The following is an 18,138-nucleotide window of genomic DNA, read 5'->3' on the forward strand; positions in this document are numbered from 1 at the left end:
AAAGACCCGGCCCAGACCGGAACGCGCCGGCTCCCCCGGCCCGGAAAAAAGCCCTGTGTATTTCACAGGGCTTTTATCATGTCCGTCCGGCATCGCGAACGAGATCAGGCGGTCGCCTGAATGGCGGTCAGGGCGATCGTGTAGACGATATCGTCGACCAGCGCTCCGCGCGACAGATCATTGACCGGTTTTCTCAATCCCTGCAGCATCGGCCCGACCGATACCACGCCGGCGGATCGTTGAACCGCCTTGTAGGTGGTATTGCCGGTATTCAGGTCGGGGAACACGAACACGTTGGCCCGCCCCGCCACCTCGCTGCCCGGCGCTTTCTGGCGCCCGACCGATTCGACACTGGCCGCATCGTACTGCATCGGCCCGTCGATCAGCAGATCCGGACGCTTCTCCCTCGCGATCCGTGTCGCCTCCCGAACCTTTTCGACATCCGAGCCGCTGCCCGACGAACCGGTCGAGTAGGAAATCATCGCCACCCGGGGATTGAGGCCGAAGGCCCGGGCCGAATCGGCCGACTGGATGGCGATATCCGCCAGCTGGCCGGCATCCGGATCGGGATTGACCGCGCAGTCGCCGTAAACCAGCACCTGATCGGGCATCAGCATGAAGAACACGCTCGATACGATGCTCGCGCCCGGCGCGGTCTTGATCAGTTGCAAGGCGGGCCGGATCGTGTTGGCCGTGGTGTGCACGGCGCCGGACACCAGGCCATCCACCTCGGCGGTCGCCAGCATCATGGTGCCCAGCACCACGCTGTCCTCCAGCAGCTCCTCGGCCTGCGCGGGTGTCAGCCCTTTACTTTTGCGCAACTCAACCATGGGCGCGACATAACGGTCGGCCACGGCGCGGGGCGCCAAGATTTCGATATCGTGCGGCAACGTCACGCCCTGCGCCTCGGCGACCTGGCGGATCCTATCCGGCTCGCCGATCAGGACACATCTGGCGATGCCCTTTTCGTGACAGATGGCGGCGGCCTGAATGGTGCGGGGCTCATCGCCCTCGGGCAGCACGATCCGTTTGTTCGCGCGGCGCGCGCTTTCGATCAACCGATGGCGGAACGCCGGCGGCGGCAAGCGGACTTCGCGCGGCTCGCCGATCTTGCGCACCAGCGCGCTGGTATCGAGGCGCTCGGCGACAAAATCGACCAGAGCCTGCATGCGTTCGCCATCCTCGGCCGACACGCGACGGTCAAGATGGGCCAGACGGGTACTGGTGTCGAAGGTGTCGCAACCGGTCGACAGGATGGTGAGACCGGCCTGGCAGGCTGACTGGATCAGCGGCTGAATGCCCGGCGACACCGGCTCGCCGCAGGTCAGCAATAAGCCGGCCAGCGGAACGCCGCGCAGCATGGCCAGCGCGGTGGCGAGAATCACGTCGCTGCGGTCCCCCGGCGCGATCACCAACGTCCCGGGGCGCAGGCGGTCGGCCATTTTTTCCACGGTGCGGGCCGCCACCACGGTATCGCGCATGCGGGCCTGCTCGATCAGCCCAGCGTGATCGATTCTTAAATCCAGCGCGGAAACGACATCCAGCAGGCGCGGAGCATCCAGTTTCTCGTCGAAAGGAACGCAACCGAGCAGCGGGATATCGCAACCGTTGGACTGCAGCGCATCGCACAACGCAGGCAGGGCGTGGCAGGCATCGCTGCGATTGAGCAGCAAACCGGCCACGTCGGCGCCGCCCGGACTGTACTGACGCCGCACCAGCCGCACGCACTCGGCGATATCGCGGGCATCGCGATGCGCGCCGGAGAGCACCAACAGCAGCTCGGCGGAAAGGCTGCCCGCCATATCGGCATTCAGCCGGGTGATGGTCTCCACGTCGCAATCCGGCACCAGTCCTTCGACGATCAGCACATCGCAGTCTTGCTGGGCTTCTTCCGCCAGCCTCACCACCTCCTCCATCAGGGTGGCGAGGTCGCCGTCGCGCAGCATCGATCTGGCCTGCGCAAAAGGAATGGCGGGAGGCGCGTCGATCGAGCAGATCTGCCGGGCGAAATGGCAGGACAACTCTCGGCCCGCCGAATTCGCCGTCGGCTGGGCGATCGGCTTGACGAAGCCGGCCTTGATGCCGTCGCGCGCCAGCGCGTGCACCAAACCCAGCGTCATGGATGTCAGGCCGGCATCGGCGCCATGCGGCACCAGGAAAAACACCCGTTTGGGTTGTCGTGAGGTCATCATTCACTCCTTGGCGCCGCCCGCGACGGAATCGGCGCCGCCATCGTGTTTTCGCTTACAATCCGGCCAGTTCGGCGGTATCGCGCGCGATCATCCATTCCTCGTTGGTCGCCATGACCATCGCCATCACACTGCCCGGGCGGCTGATCAAGCCCCCCGCGCCGCGCACGGCGCGTTCGTTGGCGGCCGGGTCGATCGCAAACCCGAAGATCTTCAGGCGGGCCAGGGTTTTTTCCCGCAGCAGGCTGGAGTTTTCACCGATGCCACCGGTGAAAACCAGCGCGTCGAGGCGCTCCAGGGAGCTGGCCAACCCGCCCAGAAGACGGGCGAGGCGGTGCGCGAACATATCCAGCGCGAGCTGGGCATCCTTGTTACCCTCCGCGGCGGCGTCCTCGAGCGCCCGGCAGTCGCTGGAAAGCCCGGAAATCCCGAGCAGACCGCTCTGCTTGTTGAGCAGGGAGTCGATGCCATCCAGGTCCAGCCCCTCCTTGCGGGCGATAAAGGTGACGGCGGCCGGATCGATATCGCCCGAGCGGGTCCCCATCACCAGCCCCTCCAGGGGTGTCATGCCCATGGTGGTGTCGACACACCGGCCGTTGCTCACCGCCGTGGCCGACGCGCCATTGCCCAGGTGCGCGATGAGAATGCCGTGGCGTTCCGGGTCCAGCCCCAGAGTCGCGACGGTTTCCGACGCGATGAAACGGTGGCTGGTGCCGTGCATGCCATATCGGCGCACGCCGTAGTCGTGGTAAAAGCGTTGCGGGATCGCATACATGTACGCCGCCCTGGGCAGCGTCTGGTGGAAGGCCGTATCGAATACGACCGCCTGCGGCAGCGCGGGGAATGCCGCGCGGGCGGCGCGAATGCCCACGAGGTGCCCGGGATTATGCAACGGGGCGAGGGAGCTGCACGCTTCGATGCCTTCGATCACTCCGTCATCCACCAGCACCGATGCCTGAAAACGCTCGCCGCCATGCACGATGCGATGCCCCACGGCCGCCACGCCGTCCAGCCAGCCGTGGTTTTCCATGAAACGGGTCAGCGCCGACATGGCCTCCTCGTGGCGCCCTCCGTCAAGAGACTCGGTTTTTTTCCCTTCGGAGGTTTTGAAGGTGATGCGGGCGTCGGCGAGGCCCAGACATTCGGCGAGGCCCGACAGCAGTGGCTCGCGCGAGTCTTTCGGCAACAAGGCGAATTTCACCGAGGAGCTGCCGCAGTTGATGACCAGGATTTGCTTGGAAGTCGTCATGATGGTCACATCTTTATCTGATTGAAGAATCATCGAAAATCATCGTGTCAGGTCACGGTCAGGCCGCGGTCGGCGAACAGCGCCCGGGCGCGCGCCACGGCCTCGGGCGTCGGCACCGGCGTATCACCCAGCTCGTATACCTTGCCCAACTTCGCCCATTTGTCCTTGCCCAACTGGTGGAACGGCAGCACTTCCACCCGTTCCACCACCGGCCCCAGGCCCGCCACGAAATCCGCCAGCGCCGCGATGTCCGCGTCCGCGTCGGTCAGTCCCGGCACCAGCACATAGCGGATCCACATCGGTTTCCCCAGCCGCGCCAGACGCCGCGCGAACGCCAGCGTCGGCGCCAGATCCTGGCCGGTCAGACGCCGGTAAACCGCCGGATCGCTATGTTTGATGTCCAGCAGCACCAGATCCACCGCCTCGAACCAGGCGTCGTCCACCTCTTCGTGCAGGAAGCCCTGGGTGTCCAGCGCCGTGTGCAGGCCGAAGCGCGCCTTGATCTCACCGAGCAGCGCGCCGACGAAGTCCGCCTGCATCAAGGGCTCGCCGCCCGACACCGTCACCCCGCCGGCGAACTTCAGGAAACGCGCGTAGGGCGCGACCTCGGCCAGCGCCGCGTCCAGGTTCACTTCCCGGCCATTGTGCAGCTTCCAGGTGTCCGGGTTGTGGCAGTACAGGCAACGGAACTGACAGCCTGACGTGAAAAACACGAAACGCATTCCGGGACCGTCGACCCCGGCGCCGCTTTCAGTCGAATGCAGGTAGCCGGCCACCGTTTCTGCAGGAACTATCTGACTCTTTATGGCGATATCCATGGCGCCGACTCCCTGTTGTTTGACAAACATGGCCGGGGCGGAGCCCCGGCCAACCACCGTTACATGCCGGCGTGGAAAGTGCGGTTGAGAACGTCCAGCTGCTGCTCGCGCGTCAGCTTCACGAAATTCACCGCGTAACCCGACACCCGGATCGTCAGCTGCGGATAGCGCTCCGGATGCGCCATCGCCTCCAGGAGCGTCTCCTTGCGGAACACGTTCACATTCACGTGGAACCCGCCCGCCGCCGCGAAACCGTCCAGGCAGTTGCCCAGGTTCGCGATCCGCTCTTCGGCCGTGTGCCCCAGCGCGTCCGGCGTCGCCGACGCCGTCCAGCTGATCCCGTCCAGCGCCGCCTCGTACGGCAGCTTCGCCACCGACGCCCCGGCCGCCACGAAACCCTTCACGTCGCGGCCGTTCATCGGGTTCGCCCCCGGCGCGAACGGCTCGCCCGCCCGCCGGCCGCACGGCGTGTTGCCGGTCTTCTTGCCGTACACCACGTTCGAGGTGATCGTCAGCACCGACTGCGTCGGCAGCGCGTCACGGTAGAACACCGGCTGCGCCCGCACCTTCGCCATGAAGGTCTCGGTCAGCCACACCGCGATGCGGTCCGCCCGGTCGTCGTTGTTGCCGTAGGCCGGGTACTCGCCGATCACCCGGTAGTCCACCGCCAGCCCCGCCTCGTTGCGGATCACTTCCACCCGCGCATGGCGGATCGCCGACAGCGAGTCCGCCGCCACCGACAACCCGGCGATGCCGCACGCCATGGTGCGCAGGATGTCGCGGTCGTGCAGCGCCATCTCGATACGCTCGTAGGCGTACTTGTCGTGCATGTAGTGGATCGCGTTGAGCGCCTTCACGTAGGTCGCCGCCAGCCAGTCCATCATCGTGTCGAACTTCGCCAGCACCTCGTCGTAATCCAGCACGTCCGCGGTGATCGGCGTGAAGCCTTCGGCCACCGTCACGCCGCTCTTCTCGTCCACCCCGCCGTTGATCGCGTACAGCAGCGCCTTGGCCAGGTTCGCCCGCGCCCCGAAGAACTGCATCTGCTTGCCGATGCGCATCGCCGACACGCAGCAGGCGATGCCGTAGTCGTCGCCCCAGTGCGGCCGCATCAGGTCGTCGTTCTCGTACTGGATCGCGCTGGTGTCGATCGACACCCGGGCGCAGAAGTCCTTGAAGCCGCGCGGCAGCGCCGTCGACCACAGCACCGTCAGGTTCGGCTCCGGCGCCGGCCCCAGGTTGTACAGGGTATTGAGGAAGCGGAAGCTCGACTTGCTCACCAGCGGACGGCCGTCCTCGCCCATCCCGCCGATCGATTCGGTCACCCAGGTCGGGTCGCCCGAGAACAGCTGGTCGTAGTCCGGCGTGCGCAGGAAGCGCACGATGCGCAGCTTGATCACCAGGTCGTCGATCAGCTCCTGCGCCCCCTCCTCGGTGAGCGCTCCCGCCGCCAGGTCGCGCTCGATATAGATGTCCAGGAAGGTCGACACCCGGCCGAACGACATCGCCGCGCCGTTCTGCTCCTTCACCGCCGCGAGGTAGGCGAAATAGGTCCACTGCACCGCTTCGCGCGCGCTGGCCGCCGGCCGGCGGATATCGTACCCGTAGCGCGACGCCATCTCGCGCAATTCGTCGAGCGCGCGCCACTGCTCGCTCAATTCCTCGCGCTGGCGCAGCACCGCCTCGCTGAACGGCACGTTGTCCAGCTCGTGGAACGCCTTCTGGCGCTCCTCGCGCAGGAAGTCGGTGCCGTACAGCGCCACGCGGCGGTAGTCGCCGATGATGCGCCCGCGCCCGTAGGCATCGGGCAGCCCGGTGATCACCCCGGACTTGCGCGCCGCGAGAATGTCCGGCGAATAGACGTCGAACACCCCCTGATTGTGGCTCTTGCGGTAGCGGCTCCAGATCTCGCGCACCGCCGGCTCCAGCTCGAAGCCGTAAGCCGCGAGACCGCTCTCGACCATGCGCAGGCCGCCATTGGGCATGATGGCGCGCTTGAGCGGCGCGTCGGTCTGCAGGCCGACGATCAGCTCGCGCGAAGCGTCGATATAGCCCGGGTCATGGGCGGTGATCGAACTCGCGCGATCGGCCGACACGGCCAGGACGCCACGAGCGCGTTCTTCGCGGAACAGCTCCTCCAGCTTCGCCCACACCGCGCGGGTGCGCTCGGTGGCTCCGGCCAGGAACGTCGCGTCGCCTTCGTAGGGTCGGTAGTTCAGTTGAATGAAGTTACGGACGTCCACATCGCTTTGCCATTGGCCTGCGGCGAACCCGCGCCAGGGGTTGGCTTGCGTTGCATCGTGTGTCAGGGCATCCATATACGACTCCTTCTTGGCGAATGGGTGAAGGCGGCATCCCGCCAAATCATCATGTTCTAATGTTTCACATTCTACGTTCGTGTTTGAAAATGAATTTGACCAAGATCAACTGCGATTCATGACGGAAAAAGCGGTGCGCACCTAGCGCGACGCACAGGAAAATTGGAATTTTTCTTTTTTTTCATAAAGTTGACAGAAAAAACGGAAAACGCAATGGAAAATGGAAATATTCGAAAACGAACATGACAGAAGCGTCGCACGCAAAAACGATCACTGCGCGCGACGCGGGGCAAGGCGAAATTTATTCAGAAAGGGTATGACGCTCAAGAAGGTAGACAACCAGGCCGACGCCCAGGGCGCCGCCGGCGATATTGCCGAGCGTGGCGGGAATCAGGTTATGCAAAACCCCAGCCGCATCAAGCCCCGGCATGGCGTGCAGAAACGCCAGCGCAAAGAAAGCCATATTGGCGATACTGTGCTCGAAACCCGAGAAAAAGAACACGAACACAAGAAAAAGCACCATCAGCAACCGGGCCACGTCGCCCGTCATTCGCAACGGCACCCAAACCGCCAGACAGATAATCCAGTTACAGAGCACTCCTTTCCAGAAAATCTCGCCGGCGGTGGCGTGAATCTTGTGCGCCACCACATTGAACAGCAGATGATCCTGCGGCAGCACACCCATGCCGCCGGCTCCGGCGTAGACGTGAACAAAAAGGAGAATTCCCAGAAGATTGCCGGAATACACCATCACCCAGCTGCGAGCCAGGCTGCACGCCCGGCAACGGCCGCTGAGCGCCCCCACGGCAAAGTACATGACATTGCTGGTGAACAGCTCCAGCTTGCAAAAGATGATGCTCGCCAGGGCCACCCCGAAAAAACCGGCCGTCGGAATGTAGTATCCGGCGGCGCCTCCGGCGAGAAACACCTGCCCCAACTTGAGACTGACGGTCAACACGACCGCGATCAACGCCCCGGCCAGTCCTGCGCTCAATAAATAACGGCCGGGCGACTGATGCAGAACAACCTGCTTGGACGCGGCCTCGGCCACCACATAGGATAAAGAAGAGGTTGTGCTCATACCGTTTGACTTCGCATGCAAAGGCGGACCCGGGACCGTGCGGGCCCGGCTGCTCACCGGTTCGTTTGTGGGTTTTTGCGAAAAAATTGTATGTTCGATTTACGACATTGATGTTTGATTCCGATCAACACAACCACACAAGCAACGTCAAAAAACTCCATGGCATAGCCGCGTCACCGCCGTGAGATACCCGTCCCGCCTTGTTTAACCGCTTGCCGGCGCGGCCAATCGGCCACGAAACGAAAAATACCCAAAAGGCGAAAACCCTTCGCAACAAGGCATTATGTTTTTCGATAAAACTGGCACAAGAAAATATTGTTGCATAGCAACATTTTATGTTGCTTCGGCGTAAAAAATCCGAAAGAAACGGCTGTTTTAAAAATGCTGCATGACAGCATAAACACTTGAGAAAGGCATGCGCGCCACGAAGAAGGACAACCGGCAAGCCATTGTCCGGCAAGCCATTGTCCGGCAAGGATTTTCATCAACCATCGACACCAGGCGAAACGCACGAGAAAGACGCTTAAAGACCGACAGCGTCGCCAAACCCTCCACCACCCCTCCCGACCGCCCGACGTTTCCCCATTGATACAAACGAAAATAGTTTTGACGCTAATTGAAAGCAATAAAACCATCTATCAAACCGTTGAAAACCAGTATTTTCCTATATTTTCAGCGCGAATTTTCGTGTTTAATCATTCAGTGCTGTCGCAAAACGAAAAGAAAACGACTGTTTTTTCGCGACACATTTTCGTTTCGGCCCATCCGTCACTTGATTAGAATCAACTAATGTTCTGAATTGACTCACCCTGCCGGTTCAATCGCCAGTACGATGAACATCGACAAGACCGGAAGTCCATCCCGTGGTTCTGTCCGGTCGCGACATTAACGACCGCTTTCCGGTTGCATGCGGAAACCGAATCTTTACCTTCCGCCGGCAACCATGACGTCTTAGCTAACGTTTTTTTATTAGTGAGGCCATATCATGTCTCAAGCCGCATCTACCTCCATGCCGAAATCCGGCTCCGCTTCCTCCGCCTGGACGAAGCACGACACTGTCTGGATGTTGGGTCTTTACGGCACCGCCATCGGCGCAGGCACCCTGTTCCTGCCCATCAACGCCGGGATCGGCGGTCTTTGGCCGCTCATATTCATGGCGATACTGGCGCTGCCCCTGACCTACTTCGCGCATCGCGGCCTGACCCGCTTCGTGCTGTCCAGTTCCAAACCGGGCGCGGACATCACCGAGGTCGTGGAAGAACACTTCGGTGTCGGCGCGGGCAAGCTGATCACCCTGCTCTACTTCTTCGCCATCTACCCGATCCTGCTGGTCTACAGCGTGGCCATCACCAACACCGTACAGTCCTTCATGGTCAACCAGCTGGGCGTCGGCGCGCCTCCCCGCGCCATTCTGTCGCTGATCCTGATTCTCGGACTGATGGCCATCGTGCGTCTTGGCGAAAAAATGATCGTCAAGGCGATGAGCGTGCTGGTCTACCCGTTCGTTGCCGCCCTGATGCTGCTCGCCCTGTACCTGATTCCGCAATGGAACGGCGCCGCCATCGAGCACGCGGGGAGCATCGGCTCGGCCTTGTCCAGCGGACTGTTCTACAAAACCCTGTGGCTGGCCATTCCGGTCATGGTGTTCTCGTTCAACCACTCGCCGATCATTTCGTCGTTCGCCGTCGATCAGCAGCGCTTGCACGGCGATAGCGTCGAGCCGGCGTCGTCCCGCGTTCTGATCCGCGCCCACGGCATGATGGTGCTGTCGGTGATGTTCTTCGTGTTCAGCTGCGTCTTCAGCCTCTCCCCGGCCGACCTCGTGGCCGCCAAGGCACAGAACATTTCCATCCTGTCCTACCTCGCCAACCACTTCCATAACCCGGTCATTGAGTGGGTGGCCCCCCTGATCGCCATCGTCGCCATCAGCAAGTCCTTCCTCGGTCACTATCTGGGCGCGAAGGAAGGCTTCAACGGGCTGATCATCAAACAGCTGCGCGAACAGGGCAAAACCATCGAAGTCGCCAAGCTCGACCGCTTCACCGCCGTCTTCATGATCCTCACCACCTGGATGGTCGCCACCTTCAACCCGAGCATCCTCGGCATGATCGAAACGCTGGGCGGCCCCGTCATCGCCATGCTGCTGTTCCTGATGCCGATGTACGCCATCGCCAAAGTGCCGGCCATGAAGAAATACTCCGGCGCCGCCAGCAACATCTTTGTCGTGCTGATCGGCCTGATCGCCATCTCGGCCATCTTCTTCGACCTGTTCGTCTGACCGAACACCGCCCCGGCCCTCCGGCCGGGGCCAACCGAGTTCCAGAGAGGTAACCCTCATGTTCAGCATGATCGATATCTACAAAATCGGAGTCGGCCCCTCCAGCTCCCACACCGTCGGCCCGATGAAGGCCGGCCACCAGTTCCTCGGCGCACTGAAGGAAACCGGCCAGTTCAACCGGATCACCCGCGTCCATGTCGACTGTTACGGCTCGCTCGCCCTGACCGGCAAGGGCCACTGCACCGACCACGCCATCATTCTCGGCCTGTGCGGCAACCTGCCCGACACGGTCAACCCCGAGCAAACGGCGAGCGTGATCGCCGAAGTGGAAAACGCGGGCAAGCTGACCCTTGGCCGCACGCAGCAACGCGTCGACTTCAGCATGGATTTCCATACGGCCAACCTGCCGCTTCATGAGAACGGCATGCAAATTCATGCATTCGTCGATGACACCTGCCTGCTCACGAAGACCTACTATTCGATCGGCGGTGGATTCATCGTCGACGAGGAGCACTTCAACCAGAGCTCCTGCAGCGATGTTCCCGTTCCCCACCACTTTCTGAGCGCCAAGGACCTGATCGACATGTGCGAGGAAAGCGGTCTGTCCATTTCCTCGCTGGTGATGGAAAACGAACTGGCCTTCCACGACGCCCAGGACATCAAGGATCATTTCCAGCGCGTATGGGAAGTCATGCAGACCAGCATGGAGCGCGGCATGAAGGTGGAAGGCAACCTGCCCGGCCCCATGCGCATTCCCCGCCGGGCTCCCGCCCTGCATCGGATGTTGTCCAGCTCCCTGCAGATCGCCAAGGATCCGATGGGCGTGATGGATTGGGTCAACATGTACGCCATGGCCATGGCCGAAGAAAACGCGGCGGGGGGCCGCGTGGTCACGGCGCCGACGAACGGGGCCTGCGGCGTCGTTCCGGCCGTGCTCGCCTATTACAATCACTTCATCCAGCCTCTGGACGAAAACAGCACCCTGCGCTTCTTCCTGTCCTCCGGTGCGATCGGCTGTCTGTTCAAGCTCAACGCCTCGATTTCCGGCGCCGAAGTCGGCTGTCAGGGTGAAATCGGCGTGGCGTGCTCGATGGCGGCGGCCGGCCTGACCGAACTGATGGGCGGCAATCCGGCGCAAGTGTGCACGGCGGCGGAGATCGCCATGGAGCACAACCTCGGACTGACATGCGACCCGGTTGGCGGGCAAGTGCAAATTCCTTGCATCGAACGAAACGCCATCGCCGCCGTCAAGGCGATCAACGCGGCGCGCATGGCGATGCACCGGGCCAGCAGCCCGAAGGTGTCGCTGGACAAGGTCATCGCCGCGATGTATGAAACCGGCAAGGACATGGATCCCAAGTACCGCGAGACGTCGTGCGGAGGCCTGGCGCGTCAGATCATCGCCGAAGTGAAGGTGGTGCCGAGTTCATCACTGCGCTGGGTGGACGACGCCGCCGCCTGACATCAGATCCATGTAAAACCAACAGCCACGCGCGCCCTGCCCGTGGCTGTTTTTTTGGGAAGGAGAACAGCACCGGCCCCGCTTCGATGAATGACGATACCTGCTCCACGATAGGGGCACCGGTATTCGCGAAGAGTCCTGCCCGAGCTCCATCCTCGATGTCCGTCGTGGAATACCCCACTCTCCGCCAGGTACCGACCTGCCCGGGATGAAGGCGCTCAATCAGGCTCTTCCGAAGGGAAAAAACGGCGAACCGCCTCCTTCCGCCCTGCGTCACCTTGAAAAGGTCTCGCGGCACTATCTGGATTCGGTCAAGGGTCGCCTCGGGACGTTGAATCCTCAGGAAGGGTACCTGACGTTGGCAGAGCACACCCTACCTTGCGTGAGAACTGGCGGCAGCCATCGCGTCATTCTACTTGAGAACCAATTCCCGGGCGGGGTTGTCAGCAGGATGCAACGACAGATCAACGATACGGGGAAGCACGTTGACAAAGAAACCGCCACGATTCGAGCATTTTCCAATTCACCGATTTTGACTGCCGCGCACATGAAGGAAGGGCTGGCTCTGTACCTGATCGAATTTATCCGGACAGAGCATGACCAAGCCTTCGCCTCACTCATGCTGGAACGTGAGCACCTGACCGATGACAAACTTGATCAAGTGCTTAATACCGCTTTCAATGCCGAATTTCATATTCCAGGAGAACTGACGACGCGGGATTATCGTAAGTATGAGAAGAAAAGCCACGATGAAATTTGGGTGGACAAAAAGCATGCCGCCCCGCCCTTTCGCGACAGAACGGGTTCTCGGCAAAGATCTCCCGTTTCAAGCGCACGTTCCTTTCTCTGCTCAAACGGATTCGGCCTGCTACCGCCAAACCGGCCAGGTGATCCCTCACCTCTCTGCGATTCTGAAAAAAAACCCCGTCGCACTGACGGGGCCAAGCCTGGTGCCCGGAACGAATCCGTTCATTTCGTCGATTATCAACAAAACAAAATAACAGATTCAACCATTGAAGACACGGGCGAAATAATCTCACAGCGTCGATGTTTCATCAAGATCATTCCAAAAATCACGCGACTGCTTTATAAAGAAATCATCAAACACCGGCAGAGTGATTCCTTTGAAAACACGCCTTTCGCTCCTGCTCCTGCTCGGCCTGGACGGGGCGGCAGCCCTCGGCGCTCCCCTGCGCTTTGTCGGCGCCGAGTTCCCGTTCATTCTCGAGTACCGCGAAGGCAAGCCAGCCGGACTGGCTGTTTCCGTGATTCGCGACATCGCCGAACACACCGGACTGGATTACACCATTTCCATCGTCCCGTGGGCACGGGCCCAGGCGCTGGTGGAAAGCGGGCGCGCCGACGTGCTGATTGGCCCGTACCGGACGAAAGAGCGCGAAGCTCGCATGACATTCATGCGGTGGCCCCTCTATATCGATACCCTTTCATGGTACGCCCTGAAAGAATCCCGCTACACGTGGAGCGGGAAGTTCAGTGAGCTGGGGCACCTCAGGCTTGGCGTGACCCGCGCGTGGACATTGGGCCAGAGTTACGAAGCGTCGAAACGGCGCCTGCAAATCGAAACCGCGGACACGATGGAACAGAACTTCGGAAAACTCGCACTCGGGCGGCTCGACCTGGTGGCCTGCAACGAAAGGACGGCCCGTTTTTTGGTGAAAAGAATGCAGCCGCGACTTGAGATACAGGCGCTCAAGCCGCCCATCAGCCATATCGGCGGGTATTTCGCGCACCCCCGGGCCCCCGTCGACGCGGACAGTCTGGCGCGGTTCGAAACCGCGCTGGGCGAGCTTGCCCGTTCGGGACGCCTGCAGGCGCTGAGCCGCCTGGAGGGACTCGATTACCCCGGCCCCAGAACAAAATGGGCCGAGTATCTGGCGGGACTGTCCTGATTCCGGATGGATGGCGGCGGCAGAACTCCGGGAACAAAGGGCGCCGAGGGTCAGGCGCGGAACACCGGAATCACCTCCGGAACAAGGAAGGATGCGCCGCCGGCTTCAGGCTCCGCAACACCTTTTGAACTTGCGCTGACTGCCGCAGGTGCATGGCTCGTTACGGCCGGTTTTCGGGGTGTCGCGACGGTGGGTCGTGACAGCGCCGCGATAAGGTTCCCAGAATCGCCACAAGCGCTCCACGGAATCCGTCAGTCTCTCGCACAGCTTCGCCCGGCGCGACGGATTCTTGCAGGCCTCCTGCTCGGCCTCATCCAGCTCGTCGGAGCCAAGCAGGTGGATCGGCTCCAGCGCCGCCAGCGCCTCCGGCACATCGAACAGCGGCTGCCAGCGCTCAATGACCAGACCGATGCCGCACAGAAAGCCCCACGCCCATGCCTCACCATCCGCATAGCCGCGGCCGCGCCACGTCACCTCGGAAAGAATCGGCCGGTAAGCGCCCGCATCCGATTTGAGCTGCGCGTGCCGGCTGTTGGCATGCCTGAGGATTAATTCAACAGCTCTTTCGACTCCGGCGTCGGCCGCCCGGGCAAAGCCTTCGCCCCAAACACGCGGCAACCAGACGGAGGGCAATACCGTGACAGGCCCCGCCACCAGCGCGGTGACAAAACCGTCCAGCGCGTCAAGCGCCATCGTACCGGCGGGGGCGGCGGGGGAAATCAGGAAAGCCCCCAGCTCATCCAGTTCGGCGTCGCTCAGCGCAGTGAAACTATCGAGGGACTGCATGTATTCTCCACGTCAAAAGGGCGAGAGCTTGCCGCGACGCGCGGAAAATTTCAAGTCGCGCGGTCAAAAGCCCGATAAAAACGGCCGACGCCCCGTTTCGGACGCCGGCCGTCACGCGGATTCGCGGAGTCAGAAACGCTGGTTGAACTGCATGCCGAGGATATGGGCATGGGCCTTGAGGCGCGCGTGCGTGGTGGTGCCGCTGCCGGTGCATGCGGGATACTCGCACTCGGTATTGTGGATCTCGACCTGACCGACTTTCACATAGGAATACGCCAGATCCAGGGAAGCATCCTTGCCGAACATCACTCGCGATCCCAGCGAATACCAGGTCCGGTTGCCGTCGGGCAAACCCGCGATCCGGTCCGCGGAAGACGGCACCGGGGACTGGTCATACGCGGCGCCGGCGCGCAGCGTCAGCCGGTCGCTGTACCGGTAACTGCCACCGAGCGAGAAACGCTGGCTGTTCTTCCAGTTTTGCCGGATGACAGCGTCCGGCAGCGCCGAGTTGAACTTCAGGCGCAATTCGTCAAAACGGGAGTGCCAGGTATAGGTCCAGTCGGCGACCACCGAAAAGCGGTCATCGATCTGACGGTAGCCGTTAAGCGTGAACGAGTCCGGTGTGCGCAGATGAACATCGCCGCTGCCGGTGCGAAAGCCCTGCTTTTCCAGCGCGCCGGTGATGCTCGACGGCAGCGTGGGCAAGCGCCACTGGGCCGTACCGCTCAGTCGCTGGCTAATGCTCGAACGGTAGGCGGCTCCGACCCGGGTAGTGGCGTCCGGCTGCCAGTACACGCCAAGATTGTAGCCGTAACCCCAGTCCTTGCCCTTGTAGCGCAAGATACCGTCGAACCGGGGGTCGCCCGGTTTGGCCGGAACGCCAGCCTCGGACAACAAGGTGCCAAAATCGACTTGTTTCTGATAGGCCGCGTTCATGTACTGGGCGGTCAGACCCATGCCGACGCTAAGCTGGTCGTTAACGCGCAACGCCAGCGAGGGGTTCAGCGCCAGCGTCATCATTTTCAGTTCATCGGCGTTATAGCGCCCCGCCCAGTACTTGTCGTAATTGAGCTTGTCGCCGAACGGCACAAAAACACCCAGGCCCGCCGACAGCGTCTCGTTGATCTGCCAGGACATGAAGGACTGGGGAACGAATACCGTTTGCGTCGGTTTCTGGGCATCGCCCCCGGACGTTACGGGAAGTCCCTGCGCCGTGGTCGCCGAAGCCGATTCGATTTTCATGTCGGGCTTCACGGCCACCACCGCCAAAGAGAGATTGCGTCCGGGCAGGTAGGCCGAGGCGGCGGGATTGAAGAACAGCGCGCTGGCATCGGCCACTTCAGCGCCATTGGCATTCGCCGTGCCCTGAGCGCTCACGGACTGCACACCGAAATGGTACCCCGAAGCCGAGGCGGAGGCCGCCCAAGCGACGGCCACAGCCACAGGAATAATTTTTTGAAGTGTTGTCATGGTCTTTTGTTGTGTTAGCTGGACTACGTCATTACCTTGCCTCTCCATACTCATAAGGCATAGTGAGGAAATTGGGCATTTTACTCCAGAATACTTATTGTTTCACTAACAACTCCATCAATACATAAATAGTGCGATATGCAGTAAATTGCATACGAATTAATTTTGCGGATGGACACCGCCGCCGGCACGAGGCTAGAATGTTTAACAGCCTGATTATCAGGCTTCATAGTACGTCTTCAGGGCGGGGTGGAATTCCCCACCGGCGGTATGGCCTGCATGGCCGAGCCCGCGAGCGCCTGCCGATGGCAGGGTCAGCAGATCCGGTGAAATGCCGGAGCCGACGGTCACAGTCCGGATGAGAGAAGATGTGCCTGTGCAACATCACCGCGAACGCTCCGCGCTCGCGGCGCCTTGCGCTTGGCTTGTCACAGCCCTGGAACGTCTTTCGTCCATAACACTGCGAGAGCGTTTCCATGTCACATACCACGATGCAACCCCCTTCCTTTCTCGAGGCGACGAGTTTCCCCTCACGGCTCAAGCGTGCGCTGGCCGCGCTGCAACAGGGCCGGCCCGTCATTCTGATGGATGATTTCGACCGTGAAAACGAAGCCGACCTGATCATCGCCGCGGAAAACCTGACCCATGAGGCGATGGCACAGCTCATCCGCGACTGCAGCGGCATTGTCTGCCTGTGCCTGACACCGGAACTGGCCGACCATCTGGAACTGCCGCCCATGGTCGACAACAACGGAAGCCGTCACCAGACCGCCTTCACCATCACGATCGAAGCGCGTCACGGCGTCAGCACCGGAGTGTCGGCGGCGGATCGTGTCACCACGATCAAAGCCGCCGTGGCCAATGGCGCCCGGCCCGAAGACCTTGTCAGCCCGGGGCATGTATTCCCGTTGCGGGCCCATCCTGACGGCGTGCTCGGACGGCGCGGTCACACCGAGGGCTCGGTCGATCTTGCCCGCATGGCCGGACTCAAGCCGGCGGCGGTACTGTGCGAACTGATGAATCCGGATGGCACCATGGCCCGCGGCCGCGACATCGAGCGCTACATGGTCGAGCACGACCTGGTGGCACTGACCATCGATGAATTGGCCCGGTATCGCCAGTGGCAGGATCCCATCCTGCACCCGGCCGGCGCCGCCGCGTAATCCGGACAAAGCCGGCGCCCGCCGGCTTTTCCCCTCCCTTCGGGCGGCATCCGCCGCCCTTCGCCTCGCCCCATATCAAAAAAGAATAACCTTACGGAACATTGATATTTTACGTATGACGTTTTCTGCCGCATGATGACCCCCGAAATCATCCGATCACGCAAGGAAACGCCATGCTCCAGGACGACACGCTAAGACACATCGCGGAACGGTTCGGCACGCCGGCATGGGCTTACGACGCGGAGACCATTCGCCGGCAGATCGCCGCCTTGCGTCGCTTCGATGTGATCCGGTATGCGCAGAAGGCCTGCTCCAATACGCACATTCTGAGGCTGATGCGCGCCGAAGGCGTGCGGGTGGACGCCGTCTCGCTCGGCGAGATCGAACGCGCCCTCAAGGCCGGCTACGGCGCAGGCGAAGGCGACATCGTCTTCACCGCCGATGTGCTGGACCGGGCCACCCTGGCGCGGGTGGTGGAAACCGGCATTCCTGTCAACGCGGGCTCGATCGACATGCTGCATCAGCTCGGAGCGCAGGCTCCCGGGCACGCCGTGTGGCTGCGCATCAACCCCGGCTTCGGCCATGGCCACAGCCACAAGACCAATACCGGGGGAGAGAGCAGCAAACACGGCATCTGGCACAGCGACCTTCCCGAGGCCGCCAGGGCCATTCGCCACTACGGACTGCGGCTTGCCGGCCTGCACATGCACATCGGTTCGGGGGTCGACTACTCCCACCTCGCGCGCGTCTGCGACGCCATGGTCGCCCAGGTCGCGGCCCTGGACTTGGATATCGGAGCGATCTCGGCCGGCGGGGGACTTTCCATTCCTTACCGGGATGGCGAAGCCAGTATCGACACGGAACATTATTTCGGTTTGTGGGATGAGGCGCGTCGCCGCATCGAGGCGCGCCTCGGACACCCGGTCAGCCTGGAAATCGAGCCGGGACGTTTTCTGGTGGCGCAAAGCGGTGTGCTGATCAGCGAGGTGCGCGCGGTCAAGGACATGGGAAGCAACCGGTTCGTGCTGGTCGACGCGGGCTTCGCCGACCTGATGCGTCCGGCGATGTACGGCAGCTACCACCGCATCAGCCTGGTGCGGTCCCTGACGGACGCCTGTCCCCCATTGAGGCCGCAGGTGATTGCCGGCCCGCTGTGCGAATCGGGCGATGTGTTCACGCAGGGCGATGGAGGAATCATCACGCACCGAGACATGCCGGAAGCCCGGGTCGGAGACTTGCTGGTGCTGCACGACACCGGTGCCTATGGCGCTTCAATGTCGTCCAACTACAACAGCCGGCCCTTGATCGCGGAGGTACTGGCCGATGGCGAATCGATACGTTTGATACGCCGAAAACAGCGCATCGAGGAATTGCTCGCGCTGGAGGATGTGGATTGAGAACCGGAACACGAGGG

At 61.9% G+C, this 18,138-nt stretch carries 13 protein-coding genes, 1 pseudogene and 1 riboswitch; of the genes and pseudogenes, 7 read left to right on the forward strand and 7 right to left on the reverse strand.

Annotation, left to right across the window (positions count from 1 at the left end):
• Window positions 1–104 precede the first annotated feature (104 nt).
• From pta to JNO50_RS10095, 5 genes are all read right to left on the reverse strand, one after another.
• A complete protein-coding gene (pta, locus tag JNO50_RS10075) occupies window positions 105–2,192 on the reverse strand; it encodes a phosphate acetyltransferase (protein ID WP_229804789.1) in 2,088 nt (695 codons plus the stop codon).
• A 52-nt stretch (window positions 2,193–2,244) separates the two neighbouring features.
• The gene (locus JNO50_RS10080; protein WP_189535435.1) at window positions 2,245–3,438 is read right to left on the reverse strand and encodes an acetate/propionate family kinase; all 1,194 of its coding nucleotides are present in this window, start codon (window positions 3,436–3,438) and stop codon (window positions 2,245–2,247) included.
• Between the two features lie 47 nt (window positions 3,439–3,485).
• Entirely contained in the window at window positions 3,486–4,256 is a 771-nt protein-coding gene (pflA, locus tag JNO50_RS10085; RefSeq protein ID WP_215796333.1) for a pyruvate formate-lyase-activating protein, read from the reverse strand.
• Window positions 4,257–4,315: 59 nt separating this feature from the next.
• Complete coding sequence (pflB, locus tag JNO50_RS10090; RefSeq protein ID WP_215796574.1) at window positions 4,316–6,574, reverse strand: formate C-acetyltransferase; 2,259 nt, start codon at window positions 6,572–6,574, stop codon at window positions 4,316–4,318.
• Between the two features lie 301 nt (window positions 6,575–6,875).
• Window positions 6,876–7,655 carry a formate/nitrite transporter family protein gene (locus JNO50_RS10095; RefSeq protein ID WP_189532925.1) on the reverse strand — a complete coding sequence of 260 codons (780 nt, stop codon included), beginning with the start codon at window positions 7,653–7,655 and terminating at the stop codon, window positions 6,876–6,878.
• 985 nt (window positions 7,656–8,640) lie between these two features.
• Here JNO50_RS10095 and JNO50_RS10100 point away from each other — a divergent pair.
• From JNO50_RS10100 to JNO50_RS10120, 5 genes and pseudogenes are all read left to right on the forward strand, one after another.
• Window positions 8,641–9,933 (forward strand): serine/threonine transporter, encoded by a 1,293-nt coding sequence (locus JNO50_RS10100; RefSeq protein ID WP_244976375.1) that lies wholly within the window; start codon window positions 8,641–8,643, stop codon window positions 9,931–9,933.
• A 58-nt stretch (window positions 9,934–9,991) separates the two neighbouring features.
• The gene (locus JNO50_RS10105; protein ID WP_189532927.1) at window positions 9,992–11,395 is read left to right on the forward strand and encodes an L-serine ammonia-lyase; all 1,404 of its coding nucleotides are present in this window, start codon (window positions 9,992–9,994) and stop codon (window positions 11,393–11,395) included.
• Between the two features lie 547 nt (window positions 11,396–11,942).
• A pseudogene (locus JNO50_RS19250) lies at window positions 11,943–12,068 on the forward strand (hypothetical protein); the annotation flags it as partial.
• 58 nt (window positions 12,069–12,126) lie between these two features.
• Window positions 12,127–12,396: a hypothetical protein gene (locus JNO50_RS10115; protein ID WP_189532930.1), complete on the forward strand. Its 270-nt coding sequence runs from the start codon at window positions 12,127–12,129 to the stop codon at window positions 12,394–12,396.
• A 123-nt stretch (window positions 12,397–12,519) separates the two neighbouring features.
• The gene (locus JNO50_RS10120; protein WP_189532932.1) at window positions 12,520–13,305 is read left to right on the forward strand and encodes a substrate-binding periplasmic protein; all 786 of its coding nucleotides are present in this window, start codon (window positions 12,520–12,522) and stop codon (window positions 13,303–13,305) included.
• 105 nt (window positions 13,306–13,410) lie between these two features.
• On the opposite strand, the gene JNO50_RS10125 is transcribed toward JNO50_RS10120, so the two are convergent.
• Window positions 13,411–14,091 carry a UPF0149 family protein gene (locus JNO50_RS10125; RefSeq protein WP_189532933.1) on the reverse strand — a complete coding sequence of 227 codons (681 nt, stop codon included), beginning with the start codon at window positions 14,089–14,091 and terminating at the stop codon, window positions 13,411–13,413.
• 129 nt (window positions 14,092–14,220) lie between these two features.
• Window positions 14,221–15,561 carry an OmpP1/FadL family transporter gene (locus JNO50_RS10130; RefSeq protein ID WP_189532935.1) on the reverse strand — a complete coding sequence of 447 codons (1,341 nt, stop codon included), beginning with the start codon at window positions 15,559–15,561 and terminating at the stop codon, window positions 14,221–14,223.
• Window positions 15,562–15,792: 231 nt separating this feature from the next.
• Window positions 15,793–15,935: riboswitch (FMN riboswitch) on the forward strand.
• Window positions 15,936–16,037: 102 nt separating this feature from the next.
• Here JNO50_RS10130 and ribB point away from each other — a divergent pair.
• Both ribB and lysA read left to right on the forward strand, forming a co-directional pair.
• Complete coding sequence (gene ribB, locus JNO50_RS10135) at window positions 16,038–16,724, forward strand: 3,4-dihydroxy-2-butanone-4-phosphate synthase (RefSeq protein WP_189532937.1); 687 nt, start codon at window positions 16,038–16,040, stop codon at window positions 16,722–16,724.
• A 173-nt stretch (window positions 16,725–16,897) separates the two neighbouring features.
• Window positions 16,898–18,121 carry a diaminopimelate decarboxylase gene (lysA, locus tag JNO50_RS10140; RefSeq protein WP_189532939.1) on the forward strand — a complete coding sequence of 408 codons (1,224 nt, stop codon included), beginning with the start codon at window positions 16,898–16,900 and terminating at the stop codon, window positions 18,119–18,121.
• The last annotated feature ends 17 nt before the right edge of the window (window positions 18,122–18,138 follow it).

The sequence above is a fragment of the Paludibacterium paludis genome, from assembly GCF_018802605.1.
Classification (GTDB): Bacteria; Pseudomonadota; Gammaproteobacteria; order Burkholderiales; family Chromobacteriaceae; genus Paludibacterium; species Paludibacterium paludis.

Coding starts and splice junctions, on each gene's coding strand:
- ribB (WP_189532937.1), top strand. CDS start 16,038: ATGTCACATACCACGATGCAACCCCCTTCCTTTCTCGAGGCGACGAGT.
- lysA (WP_189532939.1), top strand. CDS start 16,898: ATGCTCCAGGACGACACGCTAAGACACATCGCGGAACGGTTCGGCACG.
- pflB (WP_215796574.1), bottom strand. CDS start 6,574: ATGGATGCCCTGACACACGATGCAACGCAAGCCAACCCCTGGCGCGGG.
- JNO50_RS10080 (WP_189535435.1), bottom strand. CDS start 3,438: ATGACGACTTCCAAGCAAATCCTGGTCATCAACTGCGGCAGCTCCTCG.
- JNO50_RS10115 (WP_189532930.1), top strand. CDS start 12,127: ATGAGAAGAAAAGCCACGATGAAATTTGGGTGGACAAAAAGCATGCCG.
- JNO50_RS10100 (WP_244976375.1), top strand. CDS start 8,641: ATGTCTCAAGCCGCATCTACCTCCATGCCGAAATCCGGCTCCGCTTCC.
- pta (WP_229804789.1), bottom strand. CDS start 2,192: ATGATGACCTCACGACAACCCAAACGGGTGTTTTTCCTGGTGCCGCAT.
- JNO50_RS10125 (WP_189532933.1), bottom strand. CDS start 14,091: ATGCAGTCCCTCGATAGTTTCACTGCGCTGAGCGACGCCGAACTGGAT.
- JNO50_RS10095 (WP_189532925.1), bottom strand. CDS start 7,655: ATGAGCACAACCTCTTCTTTATCCTATGTGGTGGCCGAGGCCGCGTCC.
- pflA (WP_215796333.1), bottom strand. CDS start 4,256: ATGGATATCGCCATAAAGAGTCAGATAGTTCCTGCAGAAACGGTGGCC.
- JNO50_RS10105 (WP_189532927.1), top strand. CDS start 9,992: ATGTTCAGCATGATCGATATCTACAAAATCGGAGTCGGCCCCTCCAGC.
- JNO50_RS10130 (WP_189532935.1), bottom strand. CDS start 15,561: ATGACAACACTTCAAAAAATTATTCCTGTGGCTGTGGCCGTCGCTTGG.